We start from the raw sequence: 18,333 nt of genomic DNA on the forward strand, positions 1-18,333 counted from the left end.
CTTAACTAACTATTTTATCTAACGTATATGTAATTAACTGATCTACTATTTTTTTAGGATCTTTACTAAATTCTCCAGTAGCACGATTGGCTATAATAGCATTCATGGATACAGCACGATGACCCAATAATTTAGATAAACCGTAAATTCCGGCAGTTTCCATTTCTAAATTAGTTATAGGTTGATTGTTAAAATTAAAACTAGCAAGTTTATCGTTTAAATCGTTATCCTGAATGGATAATCTTAATACACGACCTTGTGGTCCATAAAAACCAACATTTGTTGCTGTAAAGCCTTTAGTGGTTTGATCAGATTCTAATTTTGCAGCTAAGTCTTTATCTACTGCTACGATATAGGGTTTTGATTTTTCCGAAGCCCAATTTGTATGCGCAACTAAGGCATCTGCTACATCAGTTTGTTGTATGTGTTTACTATTATAAAAATGAAGTAGACTATCAAATCCACAAGCTTTTTCGCTTATTACAAAGGTATCAATAGCAATGTCTTTTTGAATAGAACCAGAGGTGCCAATACGAATTATATCTAAAGACTTGTGCGTTTTATTTATGGTTCTGGTTTTTAAATCTATATTAACCAAAGCATCTAATTCATTAAACACAATATCGATATTATCAGTTCCAATTCCAGTTGATATAACGGTTATACGTTTACCTTTGTACATTCCTGTTTGAGTATGAAACTCTCTTTTACGGGTTGTAAACTCAACCGAATCAAAGTATTTTGTTACTCCAGAAACACGATCAGGATCACCTACAGTAATAATCGTATCTGCAATATGTTCTGGTTTTAAATTAAGATGGTAAACACTACCATCAGGATTTAAAATTAATTCTGATTCTTGTATAGCCATTTATATGGTATGTATTAATTTATTTTCTGTTTTATTGTATTGGTAGTCCGCTTTATTAACGCCTCCAAATCTAAAATTGGTATCAATTATTTTAAAGAAGTTTTTTTGATGCTCTAATGCTAAATGCCCATTTCTATTAAGTATCAATGTCTCTTCAGTTTCATCATAAAATAGGTGTAACCTATCAATCATGCGTTCTAATTGTAAATCTCCAAAACCATAATAGCCTTGATAATGTATACAGTATCCAAGTAGGTGATGGCGTGATTTAATTTTGTATTCTTTGATTAATTTTAAAGTATTGTACTCTAAGGTATTTAAACCGCTTCTTGTATCCGGAAAACGACGTAAATGTGCTTTTAAGCAATTGCTTAAATATTTAAAACTAGAAGGTCTAACAATTAACTCTTTTAATAAATTATGGTCTTCTTCACAATATATTCGCCATGCTTTTTGTGCAGTTGCAATATCATCAACATTTAATTTGATTTTGTTTTCAAACTCTTTTAATAGTTGTTTTTCAGATAATTGTGCAAGTCCTTTTAAGTCTTTTTCGCCTTCAATACGACCGCTACAAACTAAATATAAAGGTAACTTTATTCCTTTTTGTTTAATTAAACTAATAGCAGCTATTAAGTTAATATGACAAAATAAGTCATATTCAAACCATAAAATAATTTGGCTGTAGTTAGAGACATCGTTTAGTTTATTAAACTCAGTCTTGATTCTATCTACATCATACTCGACATCATAGGTGTTTTCTAGAAACGTTTGTCTAATTTCAAAAAAATTAGGTGTGTCAAAGTCTTTTAGGGTAGGACCTTCACACAGCATTTCGTGCCAAGTCAACATGTCGCCTTCAAAATTTAATTTTTTAAGGACATCTGTAACATTAGATCCATTGGTGATATGTAGACTAGTTTGACTCATTTTAACCTCCAACTCGTTTAACATTAAAACCTTTATCTTTAAGAATAGCCATTATTTTATCGCGATAATCACCTTGGATAATAATTTTATCATCTTTAAAACTTCCACCAACACTTAAAGTTTGTTTTAGCTCTTTGGCCAAAAGTTTAAAATCTTCTGTAACTCCAGTATACCCTTCCAAAATTGTAATAGGTTTCCCTTTACGTTTTTCGTATTTACAAAGTATTGGGTCATCTTGTAGCCAGATATCACTAATGTCTTCTTGTTCTTCGATATTTTCCGACACGTGATCTGGAAAAAGATTTTTTAATTGATCTTTTAAATCCATTGTAGTAGTATTCCGTTTACAGATATGTAGACTTTAGTCAATGATTATTAACTAAAGTCTAATGCCTGTTAACTTATTTTTTAAGCCCAAGTTCTCTTAAACGTTCGTCTAAAAATTCTCCAGCAGTAATATCTTCAAATTGTTTTGGATTAGCATCATCTACACAACTATCTAAAACATCTAGTTTCATTTCGCTAATAGGATGCATGAAAAAAGGAATTGAATAACGTGAAGTTCCCCAAAGTTCTCTTGGTGGATTAATTACTCGGTGTATTGTAGATTTTAATTTGTTGTTGGTATGTCTAGATAACATATCACCAACATTAATCATTAATTCGTCTGGTTCTGCAATAGCATCAATCCATTCACCTTTATGGTTTTGCACTTGTAATCCACGACCTTGTGCACCCATTAATAATGTGATTAAATTAATATCACCATGTGCAGCAGCACGTACAGCATTATCAGGCTCTTGTGTAATAGGAGGATAGTGGATAGGTCGTAAAATTGAGTTTCCGTTGTGGATATAATTATCAAAATACGTTTCTTCTAAACCTAAGTATAACGCTAAAGCACGTAACACGTATTTAGCAGTTTCTTCTAATTTTTGGTAGGCTTTTTTACCGACTTCATTAAAATGAGCCAACTCATTAACCGTAACATTTTCAGGATATTCCTTTGCACGTTCAGCATCATCTTCAACATATTGTCCAAAATGCCAAAACTCTTTTAAATCACCTTCTTTTTTACCTTTTGCACTTTCTTTTCCAAAAGACACGTAACCACGTTGTCCTCCAATTCCAGGGATTTCGTAGTTGTGTTTGGTCTCTAATGGTAAAGAGAAAAAGTTTTTTATTTCTTTATATAAATCGTCAACTAAGGCTTCATCAAGTAAATGCCCTTTTAAGGCTACAAACCCAATTTCTTCATAGGCTTTCCCTATCTCAGCAACAAATTTTTGTTTTCTAACAGGATCTCCAGATGTAAAATCCTTTAAATTAACGCTAGGTATGCTATTCATCTTTATTATTTTATAAGTGTAATATATACAAATGTAGCGAAAACATTGGAAAAATGGTAGTCATATTTTTTTTAAAGTGCTCATTTATTTTTAAGCAATTATTCTATATTTGACAAACGCTATTTATGAAAACAGCAGTATTAGAAAAAACCATAATGACTTTTGATAAAAAAACTCTAGATAACACTACGCTTTTAAACCTTTATAAGCGTATGCTAAAACCAAGATTAATAGAAGAAAAAATGCTAATTTTATTACGTCAAGGTAAGGTTAGTAAATGGTTTTCTGGTATTGGTCAAGAAGCTATATCTGTTGGCGTAACCTCGGTTTTGGATCAGGAAGAATACATCTTACCAATGCACAGGAATTTAGGTGTTTTTACGACTAGAGACATTCCATTACACAGATTATTTTCACAGTGGCAAGGAAAAGCTAATGGTTTTACTAAAGGTCGTGACAGAAGCTTTCATTTTGGAACACAAGAATTTAATATAGTGGGAATGATTAGCCATTTAGGACCTCAATTTGGCGTTGCAGATGGGATTGCATTAGCATCAAAACTTAAAAATAAAAATCAAGTTACTGCTGTATTTACAGGAGAAGGCGGAACAAGTGAAGGAGATATACACGAAGCGTTAAACGTAGCTTCTGTATGGCAATTACCAGTATTGTTTTGTATAGAAAATAATGGATACGGTTTATCCACACCAACTACAGAGCAATATAATTGTAAAGATTTAGCAGACAGAGCTATTGGTTACGGTATGGAAAGCCATATAATTGATGGTAATAATATCTTAGAAGTTTACACAAAATTAAATGATATTGTAACAAGTATGCGTAAAAATCCGCGTCCTGTTTTAATCGAGTTTAAAACTTTTAGAATGCGTGGACACGAGGAGGCTAGTGGTACCAAATATGTGCCACAAGACTTAATGGATCAATGGGCAGCTAAAGATCCTATCCAGAATTTTGAAGAGTATTTAGTACAACAAGCGCTTTTAAATGACACAATTATTGCGGATTTAAAAGAAGAAATAATTAAAGAAATTAATGATAATTTAGATATCGCTTACGCGGAAACTCCAATCACACCTATTGAAAGTGATGAATTAAATGATGTGTTTCAAAACTTTGAATATCAAGAATTTAAAGAAAACAGTAATACTGAAGAATTACGATTAATTGATGCTATATCTGAAGGATTAAAACAATCCATGGAGCGTCACGATGATTTAGTAATTATGGGTCAAGATGTTGCCGAATATGGTGGTGTTTTTAAAATAACTGATGGTTTTGTAGCGCAATTTGGAAAAGACAGAGTACGTAATACTCCAATTTGTGAATCTGCTATTATCGAAACTGCAATGGGCTTAAGTATTGCGGGAATTAAAAGTGTGGTGGAGTTACAGTTTAGTGACTTTGTGACCTCAGGTTTTAATCCTGTAGTTAATTATTTAGCAAAATCACATTACCGTTGGAACCAAAATGCAGATGTAGTTTTAAGAATGCCATGTGGCGCAGGCGTTGCAGCAGGACCATTTCATAGTCAAACAAATGAAGCTTGGTTTACAAAAACACCTGGTTTAAAAGTGGTGTATCCAGCGTTTCCGTATGATGCTAAAGGACTTTTAGCTACAGCCATTAACGATCCAAATCCTGTCTTGTTTTTTGAACATAAAGCATTATATAGAAGTATTAGACAACAGGTTCCAACCGATTATTTTACAATTCCGTTTGGTAAAGCTGCAACCTTACAATCAGGAAACGATGTTACTGTAATAGCTTATGGTGCAGCAGTACATTGGGCTTTAAATACACTAGAAAAACATCCAAATATCAAAGCAGATGTTATTGATTTAAGAACTTTACAACCTTTAGATACTGATACTATTTACGCGTCAGTTAAAAAGACAGGTAGAGCTATTATATTACAAGAAGACTCGTTATTTGGAGGAATAGCAAGTGATATATCTGCATTAATAATGGAGCATTGTTTTGAGCAATTAGACGCTCCTGTTAAGCGAGTCGCTAGTTTAGATACACCAATACCATTTATAAATCAATTAGAAGATCAATACCTTTCTAGAGATAAATTTGAAGGTGAATTACTAAAATTATTAGAGTATTAATATATTTTTAGCATTTAGGTATGATTTTTGGTTTATTTTCGACTAATAATAGATAATAATACCATGAAATTTTACATTTCTTTTTTTATTCTTTTTAGCATCTCACTATTCGGTTATGCCCAAATAGATAGTGAGAGTAATGGTTTTGCCATTCCTGCAATAGAATCTGAAGACCCTAAAGATGATCCAGAATTAATTATAGAGCCTGCTCCAGAAGCAGAAACGGTCAAACCTGATGCTGCAAATAACAATGAAATTATTGCGCCTAAGGAGGTGCAAACTGCTGTTAAACCTAAAAAAGAGTTCTCGATGATTGAAGAGGATAATAACTTTAGAAATCCAGCAGAATTGTTTAATAAGCAATTAAAAAAACAACTTAAGTTTAAGGAAGACGACGAAAAATCTAATAATGGAAGCTTAGTTAATCAATTTTTAGGAGAGTATAAAACAACAGCTAAAGTCGTTAACATAATCTACAGAGATCATCAATATCCTGATGGCGATGCTATACGTGTCTTTTTAAATGATGATATTATGGTACCAAGTGTGACATTAACTTCAGGGTTTAATGGCTTATTAATATCTTTAGATGAAGGTATTAATAAAATAGACTTCCAGGCTTTAAACCAAGGGACTTCTGGACCAAATACAGCAGAGTTTCAGGTATTGGATAAAGATGGGAATGTTATTGTTTCAAACCAATGGAATCTGGCAACAGGTGTTAAAGCATCCATTGTTGTTGTTAAAGAAGAGGGTAGTGTGCTTAAGTTAAAATCTCAGGTAGAAGACAAATCTGAAGCTGATCCAAATCCAAAAAATGACGAATAACTTAATTAGGTACTAGACCTAAACTATTAAATAATTTAGCTTTTGTAGCATAAAATTTATTGTTTAATTGTATTGCTTTTACTTGAGATTCAATCAATTTATTTTCTCTACTATTTATTAAAAACACTGAACTTTCACCAAAGCTAAATTTACGTTCTTCTGCGCTAAGCAACGTTTTGTAATCTGCAACTATTGTTTTAATTAATTGGTTTTGAGTCTTGTAAGACTCTAATTCTTGCGTAATAGCTTCAATTTTATTTTTTATCTGAAGTTGGGTGTCTGCAAATGTAAATTGGGCATCTTGTAATTTTAGTTTAGATAATTTTAAATCACCACGTTCCTTTCTTAAAAATAAAGGAAATGCAACATTTATCGTTGCTTTATATGATGCAGCATTAAACGTATTTACTTGATCTGGAGTTTCTGACAAAAAATTATATTGAGCATCAATAACTGGTAAAAGTTTATTCGCTTTTAATCGTCTATCTACATCTAAACCATCTATTTTACTTGCTAAAGCTAATAATTTTGGATGATTATCTAAATTGTAACTTTGGATAGTGTTGATACCTAAAACTAGGTCAACATCTTCTTCTAAAGTATTGATAGGACTTACGGTTTGATTAATATCAACAGGCGTATTGTTTAACCAAATAAAGTTAGAAGCCTCCAAACGCGATTTTAATAATTTTACTTTTGCTTGTTCAAGTTCAAGCATTCTGTTTTTAACTACAATACCAGCTTCTAAACTATCAATACCTGCTTTGTCTCCTGCTAAAACGCTTGAACGCACACCATTAAATCTTATGCTAGCATTAGCTAAAAAACGCTCGTAAATTTTAGTTTCATTATAAGTTTGTAACCAATCAAAATAAGCTATTGATGCGTCATAAAGGACTTGATTTACTTGTAAATTACGTTCTGCTTGAGTTTGCTCTTTAAAAAACTTAGCTTTTTTAACGTCAGCCATTCTCTTGTTTATCAATAACCCTTGTCCTAAAGAAAATCCAATTCCTGCGCTAAATAATCCATCTTCAGGGACTGTATTTTCTGGGTTTAGATAATAACCTGTGTTTTCCTCAAAGTTAGCTTTAAGTTCTATTCCGTACCAAGTTGGGACTTTAAATGTTGCATTTAAACGCTCATAATACTCGGTGTTTTTATAATCTTTTTCATTAAAATCGGCTTCAAGCTTTGGGTCAAAACCACCTCGTGCTTTCATTAAAGAAGCTTGACCACTTTCAAGTAATAAATCGGCTTGTTTAGCAACAGGATGATATTGCTTAACATAGCCTAAAAATTCGGTATAACTTAAACTATCCAACGTTTGAGACTGCAGTACAAATGGGATAATAATTGTTATGTATAAAATAACTTTTTTCATATTTATTTTTTGTCTGCTTTTGCTGTTTTATTATCAGTTGGTTGATAATAGTTAGGAGGGAAGCCATTTAATTGCCTCCATAATTCAAACCAAATTGGCACATCTTCTAATAATCCAATAGCTCTGGCACCAGAACCAACGCGAATAGCTTCAGGCCATTTATGCTCGTTTTCAACAGGAGCTAAAAGCACTCTAAATTTCCCGTTAGGACTTATAAAACGCTCTATTGCTACTACTTTCGCACCATATGTTCCGTAGGACACGTTAGGCCAACCACTAAATATAATTGCAGGCCAACCGTCAAACTGAACCCTAAAAACTTCGCCTTCGTGTACTAAAGGTAAATCTATTGGGTTTATAAACGTCTCAATAGCAATATCAAAATTTGAAGGAGATATACCTACCAATTGTTCGCCTTCTTTAAATGTTTCACCAATACCAGCTTTAATAGCTTTGTTTATGTAGCCATCTTGAGGAGCTTTAATGTAATACATATCATTACGCATCGAGTAATTAGTAAAATCGTTTTCTAATTTTGTGACTTGTGCTTCTGCATCAAAACCGCTTGATTCTGCAGTAAATTTATCGCTTTGTGCTTTTGATATTTTATCAGAATACTCAGCACTAATACGATTTAACTCTACTTTAGCGTTAATAATCTCGTTTTGAGCAGCTAGATATTTGTTTTCTTGCGAAATTAATTTTGCCTGAGTTTCTTGCAATTTTAAACGTTTTTCTTCTACGTCTGTAACTGCTTTTAAACCTTCGGTTTGCAATTGCTGTGTACGTTCAAATTGCTTTTGTGCGATGCCTAAATTGGTTTTAGAAGCTTCAAAATCTATACTATCACTTTTTACTTTTAATTTAGATTGTAACAACTTGTTTTCGGCTTGTTCAAGTTTTAATTTTCTTTCATTGGCTAAAGCCGATATTTGGTTGTTTAAAGCATTGACTTTACCAACATAAGATTGTACTGACGATGATTTAGCTTTTATTTGCTGACTTGTTCTTTCAACCAAGTTAGGATCAAAATATTCATTTTTTATTTCCGAAATAAATAAAATCGTATCACCTTTAGCTACAAAGTCCCCTTCTTTAACAAACCATTTTTCAATACGTCCAGGAATAGGTGATTGTATGGTTTGAGGACGCTGGTCAGGCGTTAAAGTGGTAACTAAACCTGAGGCTGTTATATTTTGGGTCCAAGGAAGAAACAAAATAATGATACCAATTACTCCAAAAATGATAAGTAAACGATTAAAATGCTTGTAATGTCTTCTGGTTAATGCTCTTTGCACCGAAGTATATCGACTGATGTCAACATTTTTATTGACGCTATTTGTTGAAATATTTAACATGCTATTTTGTGTTAATTATTTGACCTTTTTCTAAAATGATAACTTTGTCTAATTTAGAATGCCAAATGTTATTTTGACTAACTACTATAAGTGTCCAAGGATGTTCTGGTTGACTTAAAAAATTGACTAGTTGTTGTGCTTCTTTAGCTTCAAATTGATCAAGAGGCTCTTTTAGCATTAGTAATTTAGGGTTTTTAACGATGCTTCTAGCTAACATAATTTTTTTAGATATGGTAAAGGATACGCCTTTACCTTCTGGATAAATCATTGTATTTAAACCATTAGGTAACTGTTTTACAAAATCTTTTAATCCTACATTTTGAATAGCCCAATCTAATTGCTGACTTGTAATGTCTGTATCTCCAAACGTAATGTTTTGTAAAAGTGTACCTTCAAAAGGTGTTTCTTCTACTAAAGTTTGACCAATATGTTGTCTGTAACTATTAATATTTAAACTAGTCAGCGATTTATCACAGACATAAACGCTTCCATTTGTTGGACTAATTACTCCAGCTATTAATTTTAACAAACTAGATTTACCAGAACCACTATTACCTTGGATTAAGATGCGGTCTTTTGCATTAATTTTTAGAGAAACATCTTGCAAAATTGGCTTTTTTCTGTCCTTAACACTGTAAGACACATTATCTAATTCTATATTAAAGTCATTATGTTTTACATTTAAAATTTCGCCATCCTGAGGTTCTAATTCTTTATCAACGACTTTACCTAATTTTTCAATAGAAGTCAAAACATCATAAAAGGTTTCTAGTCCTAATATTAGTTTTTCAACAGAATTAATAACTAATAGGATAATAATTTCAGCAGCAACAAATTGACCAATATTCATTTGTTGGTTAAGTACTAAAGCACCACCAATCATTAATAATCCTGCAGTTACTAGAACTTTAAATCCAATTAACTGAATGAATTGTATGACCAATATCTTAAAATGACTCTCACGAGCTTCTAAATAATTAGTAACTAATTTGTCATTTTTATTAAGTGCTAAGCTTGTTTTTCCTGATAATTTAAAGCTTACAATAGATCTAGCAATCTCTTGAAGCCAATGCGCTACTTTGTATTTATGATTAGATTCATCAATACTTGTTCTTAACCCTTTTTCTGCAGTAAATTTAAATACTACATAAATTAGGATTAATAATAAAGCACCATAAATTATAAAAAAGGGATGGTAAAAGGATAATAACATTAATCCAAATACAATTTGTAAAACTGCAGCAGGAAAGTCTATCATTACTTTGGCAATACCTTTTTGCACATTTATTGTGTCAAAAAAACGATTAGCTAATTCTGGTGGGTAATAACCATTTAATTCGCTCATTTTCATTTTAGGAAAACGGTAAGCAAACTCAAAAGACGCTCTTGTAAAAATTTTTTGTTGAATATTTTCTATAATTCTTATTTGCATTAATTGTAGTACACCAACAAAAACAACACCTAAAGTCACTAATACGACTAATACTATCCATGATGTGCTAACTTGAGCTGCCTGTAATAAATTAATAATAGCTTGTATTCCAAGCGGTAACGATAAGTTTACTAATCCTGCAAAAATGGCATAGAAAAAGACTTGTCTGACGTCTTTTTTGTCTAATTTAAGTAGGCTAATAAAGCGTTGCCAAGCGGTTAATATTTTTTTACTCATTTGTTGAGATGTTAAGGGTTTTGAAAACTAAATCTTTAAAATAGTTAGTTGGATCGTCTGATTTTTTAAGATCAGATATAGTAGTAAAATGGTCTTTTAAAAAATGCTGATGCAATGCACCATCAATAACAGTACTTGATAAACTAAAGGCATACGAATAATCCTTATCAATGGTTAATACCATATCATGTAGTCGTGTAACCAGTCTTTTGTATACTAGAAAGTAACCTTCCTTATTTTCGTTATCGACCTCTTTAGTTAGGTATGATTTAGAGTATTCGTTAATTACAATACGTTTTAAAAGTACCTCATCGATATGAGAGAAATTAGAGTCTAAAGTTGCTGATTGTGCAAGGACCTCAATAGCTTTTTCAATTTTTTGTTTTGGATTTGCAATACTGTTAGTAGCAAAAACCAATTGATATTCTAACCAGCTCCAATACCAAGAGGTAAGGTAGATTAGTAGTTTGTGTTTGCTTTCAAAATAACGATAAATGCTACTCTCGTTAGAGCCAATTTTAGTACCTAATTTTTTAAACGTAAATAAATCAAATCCAATCTCATCAATTAGTTGGATACTGTTTTCAACAATACGTTTACCTAAATCAGAAGATTCTGGATCTTTAAGGTAAATTTTATCGTTTATATTAATTTTTAGATTTGAAAGTAAACTATGCATAAATAATTATTTGATTGCAAAGATAATAGTAATACTATTACAAATGAAATCACATTAACTATTTATTAACTTTTTCTAAAAATTATAAAAGTAATTTACTTAAAAGTACTGTTGCTAGGCAATTCAAAAAGTTCTAAATCAAAGTAAGGTACAGCAGCAAGGAAGTGGTCAAAAAGGTCGCTCATAACATACTCATAACTTTCCCAACGTTTATCTTTACTAAAACAGTAAATCTCTAGAGGCACACCTTGAGAGGTAGGTTGTAATTGTCTTGCCATTAATAACATGTTATTATTAATAGCAGAATGCTGCTCTAAATACGTCTGTATAAATTTTCTAAAAACACCAATATTGGTCATATTGCGACCATTAATTAATGAAGATTTATCTATACCATGAGATGTATTAAAATTATTAATCTTGTCTTGCATGGTACTTAGATAAGTGGATATGATTTCAATCTCTTTTAAACGTTCAATATCTTCATTGTTTAAATATTTGATAGACGTTTGCTTGATTAACATGTGTCGTTTGATACGTCTACCATCAGAGTTTGTCATTCCTCTCCAGTTTTTAAACGAGTCTGATATTAAAGCATACGTTGGTATAGTGGTAATAGTGTTATCAAAATTTTGAACCTTAACCGTTGCTAAATTAATTTCAATAACATCTCCATCTGCACCAAATTTTTCAAAAGTAATCCAGTCACCAATACGAACCATATCATTTATAGACACTTGTATACTTGCTACAAAACCTAAAATGGTATCCTTAAATATTAATAATATAATAGCAGTAGCAGCACCAAAACCAGTGATAAACTTCCATAGAGAATCTCCTCCAACCAGAACAGCCATAGCCAATCCAGCACCAAGTATCCATGCAAATATCATAAAAACTTGTATGTAACTATCTATTGGTTTATCCCTTAAACTAGGTAAAGTTTTAAAGTAATTTTTTAAAGTATTAAGTATACTTCTTACAATCCAAAGCCCTAAAACAATTCCTGCCACTTGCATACATTTTTCAAAAAGCAAATGCAGATTAGCAAAATCATTAAATACTAACGGAATACTTTTTATTGCAGTATATAAAGCTGGAATATGCGCTATATTTCTAGGGACACGATTAGTAATTAATAAGTCGTCAAAATTTGATTTTGTTCGTGATGCAATTTTAGCCGAAATCAACCTTAAAACCTTTCTAACTAATAGATCTAAAATTAAAATAAAGATTAGTGTTAAAATCAATAACACCAACATATTTAAGTACTTAGATGTAACTCTAGTTAGTCCTAAATCTCTAAAATAATCGTAAAAAAAATGTGCGTATTGTATCATGAAATATGTTAATATTTAAAACAAAAGTACTATGTTTTTAACAATTACTCTTGCTATAAAAACTAAAGATACGTTAAAGTAGTTGGTTTAGATTTTTAATAGCCAAAACATCTGCAACTTGCATATTGTCAAGAGTGATATTTCCGACTCTAACACGCACCAAACGTAGGGTTGGACAATTTACAGCACTAGTCATTTTGCGGACTTGTCTAAATTTTCCTTCCGTTAAAGTTACTGACACCCATGATGTTGGACCATGTCTAGCATCTCTTATTTTTTTGGAACGTTCCGGTAAATCAGGTAATTCTTTTAATTTTGTGACTTTACAAGGTTTTGTAATATATTTTTTACCGTTAAATCCTATTTCTACACCTTCGGATAATTGTTGTATCGCTTTCGCGGAAATGTCGCCATCTACTAACGCATAGTATTCTTTTTCAATTCCGGATTGGTTAATATGGTCACTTAGTTTACCGTCTGTGGTAAGTAGGAGTAGACCTTCACTTTTTTCGTCCAAACGACCAATAGGCATAATGCCTTCCGGAAAATCACCCAATTCTCCTAAAAATCGCTTTTTCTGTTCTTTAGCAGCATTGCTAGAAAACTGACTTAGCATTCTATAAGGTTTGTATATTTTAAAGTGTCTATGCTTAGTGTCCATATAAAATTTTGAAAACTAAATCCTTTGTAAGTTGTTGTCCATTAGCTTTTTCGCGAATTAAATCATAACTAAATCTAAAATCACAGCCCGATTTATAATCACTACAACCATAAGCTGTTTTTCCTTTAATAATCGTTCCTTTTTTACATTTTGGACACAGATTAGTTTCGGAATTTGAACTTGCTTTAGCAGACTTTTTTTGCTTAGGTTCTAATTTAAGTTTAAAATTGTCATCAAAACGCAACAAACCTTCAACAGTTGCACCTTCGACTTTAAAACCTTTTAAATTAACGGTAGATCCTTTGTCCAATAAACGTTTGTATTGGTTTTCGGATATATTCTTTTCACCAAAACTAAAAGGTAATACAAAATCACATGTTTTACCATAATTGGTACACCCATAAGCCTTTTTTCCTTTTAAAATTTGTCCTTGTTTGCATTTAGGACAGGCTTTACCAACAATACCTTTAGTACCAGTTTTGGTTTTAGATTTTGATTTGGTGGATTTTTCTGATTTATTGTTAGTGTAGCTTATTTTAGCTTCAAGTTTTTCGCTTCGCACTTCATAGACTAATTGATCTACCATATGCTTCATGTTTTTAATAAAAGCAGCAGCCGAATATTCGCCTTTTTCAATATCCTTTAATTGTTTTTCCCAAAGACCAGTCAACTCGGCAGATTTAAGCAAATCATTACTAATAATATCTATTAATTGGATGCCTGTAACGGTTGGTAATACTTGTTTTTTATTTCGTTTTATGTACTTACGTCTAAACAGTGTTTCAATAATATTTGCTCGTGTGGATGGTCTACCAATACCATTTTCTTTCATTAAATCACGCAACTCGTCATCGTCCACTTGCTTACCTGCAGTTTCCATAGCACGAAGTAGTGTTGCCTCTGTAAACTGATTAGGTGGTTTGGTTTGCTTTTCTAAAAAACTTGGTTCATGTGGTCCTTTTTCACCTTTAACAAAAGTAGGTAATAAACCTTGCTCTTTTGTTGTGCTATTTTTTGTTTCAAATACAACACGCCATCCTTTTTCAAGGATTTCTTTACCAGTGGTTTTAAAGTTTACGGTTTCGGCTTTTCCTATGACTGTGGTGTTAGCCACTTTACAATCGTCGTAAAACACAGCAATAAAACGTCGTGTAATAATATCATATACCTGTTGTTGATTATATTGTAAATTACTTTGTACACCAGTAGGGATTATGGCATGGTGATCTGTAACCTTAGCATCATCAAAAACTTTTTTAGATTTTTTAATTTTTTTAGCTAAAACAGGAGCTGTTAAAGTCGCGTATTGTGTTAGGTTTTTTAAAATACCTGGTACTTTTGGATAAATATCGTTGGGTAAGTAGGTTGTATCTACTCTAGGATAGGTAACCACCTTCATTTCATACAGTTTTTGTACAATTTTAAGGGTTTCGTCTGCAGAAAATCCAAATTTGGTATTACAGTACACTTGTAATCCTGTTAAGTCAAATAATTTTGGCGCATATTCATTACCTTTTTTCTTGGTAATAGAGACGATTTGAAAGTCATGTGCTTTTACAATATTAGCTAACTTTTCTCCATCTTCCATTTTTAAAAAACGACCTTCCTCATAGCTAAACAAGGTATCGCGATACATGGTTTGCAGTTCCCAATAGGGTTGAGGCTTAAAGTTTTCAATTTCTTTCCAACGGTTTACAACCATTGCTAAAGTTGGTGTTTGCACACGTCCTACACTTAATACTTGCTTGTAGCCACCATATTTAACCGTATATAGTCTTGTAGCATTCATACCAAGTAGCCAGTCTCCAATAGCACGCGAAAAACCTGCATAATATAGATTATCGTATTTTTTGCTTGGTTCTAGTTTTTCAAAACCTTCTTTTATTGCTTCGGTCGTTAGAGAGCTAATCCATAAACGCTGTACTTCGCCTTTATACTTAGCTTGATCAATAACCCAACGTTGGATTAATTCTCCTTCTGTTCCTGCATCACCACAATTTATTACCACATCTGCTTTGTCAAAAAGGCTTTTAACAATTTTAAATTGCTTTTGTATCCCAGAATCTTTGGTGACTTTAGTTTCAAATTTTTCTGGTAGCATTGGTAAGTTGTTTAAATCCCAACTTTTCCAATAAGGTTTATAATCATTTGGTTCTTTTAAGGTACAAAGGTGACCAAAAGTATAGGTTACTGCATAGCCATTACCTTCATAATAACCATCACGTTTAGAGTTGGCACCTAATACTTGAGCTATTTCTCTAGCTACAGATGGTTTTTCGGCAATACAGACTTTCATTTTATAAGGTCTATTAGTTATTAAAGCGCAAAGGATTAGTTTGTTGCGCTAATATATTAAAGCGTCAAAATTAGGCTTTAATTTTTAGTTTTTAAAGTCGCAAAATAAGTGAATAAGTTAACTAAATAAAAGGGTTTTGTTAGTAGTTATTAACTATTGATTAAGCCTTTTGGTTGTTGCTAAAATTTCAGAATAATTAGACTCTCCAAACTTACTAGTAAATTCGCCATCTTTTGAAATGACTAAATAGCTAGAGCAAGGATAATGGTATTCAAAAAATAAAGATTCTATTAAACCATCTGGATCTTGATGCCATTTAGATAGATCATAATTATTTGATAATCCGTCTATACTTTTATATAGATAAATAGGTTTGATTTGTACTAAATTGTATAATTTAACCTCAAAATCTTGTTGTGCTTTTACTCTTGTTTGTTTTGTTGCTGACCCACTAGAATTGCAAGGATCTTTTCCTGGATAATAAATAATTACAATAGGTTTGTCGCTAGCAATATTAATATCTAATTTATTGTTTAATTGTTTTATTATAGTTGCTTTATCTGATATTACACCATGTTTTTGACCAGCTACTAATCGTTTATCAAATTTTGTTTTATTAGACACATAAGCCCATGATAAATCTTGATTTTTTAATAGTTGATTGTAAAATTTAGATTGACTTATTCTATTATTTTCCTGATCGTATAAACGGGATTTTCGATAGGTAACTTGTGTTGTTTCGCTACTTCCGTTTTGATTTGTTTTACATGATGCTAGCAGCAGTAAGGAAAGAGTAAAGAATACTAGTTTTTTCATTTTTTAAAATTTCAATTAAAACATTAAAGACCTACAATGTAATAAAATTAAAAGACTATTTAATAAGTGCGCGTGATTAATAAAAAGTTATGAAGATTACGTAAAACAATTAATTATTTTCATTGTTAAACACTTTATTTTTCATCCATTTAAATCTAGAAAGCATTTTAGATTTATGAGTAAGCAAATGTGCAAAAAACAGTGTTGTTATTAATGCAATAAAAGCTAATGTGCCTAAAGCACCACCATAACCTTTAAAAAAAGCGCTTTTATTTATGTAAACTATACTAAATAAAAGGCCAGCAAAAGCTAACAACAAATAGTTGTTTTTACCTTTTGGAGAAGCCATTCCAATAAATGAGGCTCCAATAAATACTAACGGAATATTTTGAGTGAGATACACATTTAATACATTAGGAAAGCAGTAAAAAAACAAACCAATTGTTAAAGATAGTAAGGCAGACGCCCTGACTGGACCTTGTTTTAACTGTTCACTTACGTAAAACGTTACAGTAGCTCCTAAAACACTAGCTAATATTATAGGTATAATATTCATAAATATAACCAGTGTATTAATGATACAATAATGACACCTGCAAAAGCTAAAGCACCAAGTTTACCTCCAATTCCAAGAAACAAGTTTTTAGACAGCATATATAACAATCCAGTAATGCAACCTGCAGCAATTACAAAACTTATAGATGGTGTTATTTGTGCGCTAGACATACCAACAAAAGCACCACAATATATTACTGTTGGTAGTTTTTTTAGATAATTAGATTGGCTATTTATTTTTGGTACAAATGAGGCTAAAACACCAATAATTCCTGCTGCCAATACACTACCCAAACCAAGATATATATTAATTATATAACACAATAATGCACCTATAGGAACCCAAATTACAACAGACAACCTCTCATAATTATACTTATGATGATGTAAATCTAAATAGCGATAACCAAAAAAGGTAGATAGGATAACTACTATAATTGCAGTGCTAATTAATACATTATTTGCTGTGTATTGTTCTTTAATTATCATGGATAAAAAAATAATCTGAATAAGTAATAACAGAGCAACTGTTAAAAGTCTGATGTATTTGTGTGTTTTCAAAAAAATAAGAAACCGAATTAATTACTAATATTAGTTAGGGAAAAAGATTTAAGGCTACAAAACTACTCTAATAAATTAAATTACCATGCGACCACAAAGCATTTTGTTATTTGACCGTTAGGAAACTTTAGCCATAGTAAAGGTGAATATTTTTCGGATTGATATATGGTTAATTGTGGCTTTATTTGATCTAGAGTCAACCAATTAACATGACTATTCACGTCTAATAACCAATCGGTTTTTTGAGGCTTATAAAATTTACAATCCTTAAACAGCATTAGATCTTTATACTTAAAATAAAAGCCATAAATACAGTTATTGTTTAACGTTTTAAAAGTAATGTTACTTCCATAAGGTACAAAAATTTGCGCCTTAAAATATATTTGCTGTTTTATGGAATCGACATCTAATTGTAATTTATCTAAGTAAGGTTTTGTAGCAGTATTATATAGTAGTGGTAGTTGTTTTAATTTAAGTTTATTTAATTTTTCAATTAAACTATCTCGACGCATAGGTCCAATTAAACAGTCTATTTCAGTGCTCCCTAAACTGGCATCATATAGATAGTATTTAAATTGAATTTCTAAATGAATTGGTTCCGAATTATTTAATATTAAGCAGTCCAATTCGCCAATAGTCTGGTTCACATTTTCCTGTATTTGGATGTTTTCTGACAAAACAGAAATGTCATCAAATTGCTTTAACTCCTCAAACACAAATTGTTCTACACGTTGTCCTAACCTAATATTAGGTCTAACCTTTCTATTAAAAACAAAAGGCCTATCTAATTGCTTAACAAAAGGTTGCATAGTATTTATTTCAGAAAAAAATAAATGTGGTGTATTAAAAAAGCCACTAAATTGGGCCTGAAAATTATCGGTTTTATCGCTCATATTGTTATGTA

General features: G+C 31.4%; 17 protein-coding genes. 2 read left to right on the forward strand and 15 right to left on the reverse strand.

Annotation, left to right across the window (positions count from 1 at the left end; translation table 11 throughout):
* Position 1 precedes the first annotated feature (1 nt).
* The 4 genes from JM82_RS05085 to JM82_RS05100 form a co-directional block, all read right to left on the reverse strand.
* Positions 2-871, reverse strand: a complete 870-nt coding sequence (locus JM82_RS05085; protein ID WP_145001653.1) for a nucleoside phosphorylase — start codon at positions 869-871, stop codon at positions 2-4.
* Positions 872-1,801 carry a DUF1835 domain-containing protein gene (locus JM82_RS05090; RefSeq protein WP_145001654.1) on the reverse strand — a complete coding sequence of 310 codons (930 nt, stop codon included), beginning with the start codon at positions 1,799-1,801 and terminating at the stop codon, positions 872-874.
* Between the two features lies 1 nt (position 1,802).
* Entirely contained in the window at positions 1,803-2,129 is a 327-nt protein-coding gene (locus JM82_RS05095; protein WP_145001655.1) for a translation initiation factor, read from the reverse strand.
* A 73-nt stretch (positions 2,130-2,202) separates the two neighbouring features.
* Positions 2,203-3,150: an isopenicillin N synthase family dioxygenase gene (locus JM82_RS05100; protein ID WP_145001656.1), complete on the reverse strand. Its 948-nt coding sequence runs from the start codon at positions 3,148-3,150 to the stop codon at positions 2,203-2,205.
* A gap of 155 nt (positions 3,151-3,305) precedes the next feature.
* Here JM82_RS05100 and JM82_RS05105 point away from each other — a divergent pair, with 155 nt between their 5' ends.
* Both JM82_RS05105 and JM82_RS05110 read left to right on the forward strand, forming a co-directional pair.
* A complete protein-coding gene (locus JM82_RS05105; RefSeq protein ID WP_145006618.1) occupies positions 3,306-5,282 on the forward strand; it encodes a thiamine pyrophosphate-dependent enzyme in 1,977 nt (658 codons plus the stop codon).
* 63 nt (positions 5,283-5,345) lie between these two features.
* The gene (locus JM82_RS05110) at positions 5,346-6,110 is read left to right on the forward strand and encodes a hypothetical protein (RefSeq protein WP_145001657.1); all 765 of its coding nucleotides are present in this window, start codon (positions 5,346-5,348) and stop codon (positions 6,108-6,110) included.
* A gap of 1 nt (position 6,111) precedes the next feature.
* Here the strand turns inward: JM82_RS05110 and JM82_RS05115 are convergent, their stop codons facing one another.
* The 11 genes from JM82_RS05115 to JM82_RS05165 all read right to left on the reverse strand — a co-directional run bounded on the left by JM82_RS05115 (position 6,112) and on the right by JM82_RS05165 (position 18,322).
* Positions 6,112-7,494, reverse strand: a complete 1,383-nt coding sequence (locus tag JM82_RS05115) for a TolC family protein (protein ID WP_145001658.1) — start codon at positions 7,492-7,494, stop codon at positions 6,112-6,114.
* Between the two features lie 2 nt (positions 7,495-7,496).
* Positions 7,497-8,852 carry an HlyD family secretion protein gene (locus JM82_RS05120; protein ID WP_145001659.1) on the reverse strand — a complete coding sequence of 452 codons (1,356 nt, stop codon included), beginning with the start codon at positions 8,850-8,852 and terminating at the stop codon, positions 7,497-7,499.
* A gap of 1 nt (position 8,853) precedes the next feature.
* On the reverse strand, positions 8,854-10,521 hold the full coding sequence (locus tag JM82_RS05125; protein ID WP_145001660.1) for a peptidase domain-containing ABC transporter: 1,668 nt from the start codon (positions 10,519-10,521) through the stop codon (positions 8,854-8,856).
* Complete coding sequence (locus JM82_RS05130; protein ID WP_145001661.1) at positions 10,514-11,200, reverse strand: TetR/AcrR family transcriptional regulator; 687 nt, start codon at positions 11,198-11,200, stop codon at positions 10,514-10,516. Before JM82_RS05130 ends, JM82_RS05125 begins: the two co-directional genes overlap by 8 nt.
* Before the next feature lie 95 nt (positions 11,201-11,295).
* Positions 11,296-12,540, reverse strand: a complete 1,245-nt coding sequence (locus JM82_RS05135; protein ID WP_145001662.1) for a mechanosensitive ion channel family protein — start codon at positions 12,538-12,540, stop codon at positions 11,296-11,298.
* 73 nt (positions 12,541-12,613) lie between these two features.
* On the reverse strand, positions 12,614-13,201 hold the full coding sequence (locus JM82_RS05140) for a pseudouridine synthase (RefSeq protein WP_145001663.1): 588 nt from the start codon (positions 13,199-13,201) through the stop codon (positions 12,614-12,616).
* Positions 13,191-15,497, reverse strand: a complete 2,307-nt coding sequence (locus JM82_RS05145) for a DNA topoisomerase 3 (RefSeq protein ID WP_145001664.1) — start codon at positions 15,495-15,497, stop codon at positions 13,191-13,193. Before JM82_RS05145 ends, JM82_RS05140 begins: the two co-directional genes overlap by 11 nt.
* A 153-nt stretch (positions 15,498-15,650) precedes the next feature.
* Positions 15,651-16,313, reverse strand: a complete 663-nt coding sequence (locus JM82_RS05150) for a hypothetical protein (protein WP_145001665.1) — start codon at positions 16,311-16,313, stop codon at positions 15,651-15,653.
* Between the two features lie 109 nt (positions 16,314-16,422).
* On the reverse strand, positions 16,423-16,869 hold the full coding sequence (locus JM82_RS05155; RefSeq protein WP_145001666.1) for a hypothetical protein: 447 nt from the start codon (positions 16,867-16,869) through the stop codon (positions 16,423-16,425).
* Positions 16,866-17,357, reverse strand: a complete 492-nt coding sequence (locus JM82_RS05160) for a hypothetical protein (protein ID WP_261375319.1) — start codon at positions 17,355-17,357, stop codon at positions 16,866-16,868. The genes JM82_RS05155 and JM82_RS05160 overlap by 4 nt, the downstream gene beginning before the upstream one ends.
* Before the next feature lie 152 nt (positions 17,358-17,509).
* The gene (locus JM82_RS05165; RefSeq protein ID WP_145001667.1) at positions 17,510-18,322 is read right to left on the reverse strand and encodes a DUF1853 family protein; all 813 of its coding nucleotides are present in this window, start codon (positions 18,320-18,322) and stop codon (positions 17,510-17,512) included.
* Positions 18,323-18,333 lie beyond the last annotated feature (11 nt).

Origin of the sequence: Olleya sp. Hel_I_94 (assembly GCF_007827365.1) — a bacterium.
GTDB lineage: Bacteria > Bacteroidota > Bacteroidia > Flavobacteriales > Flavobacteriaceae > Olleya.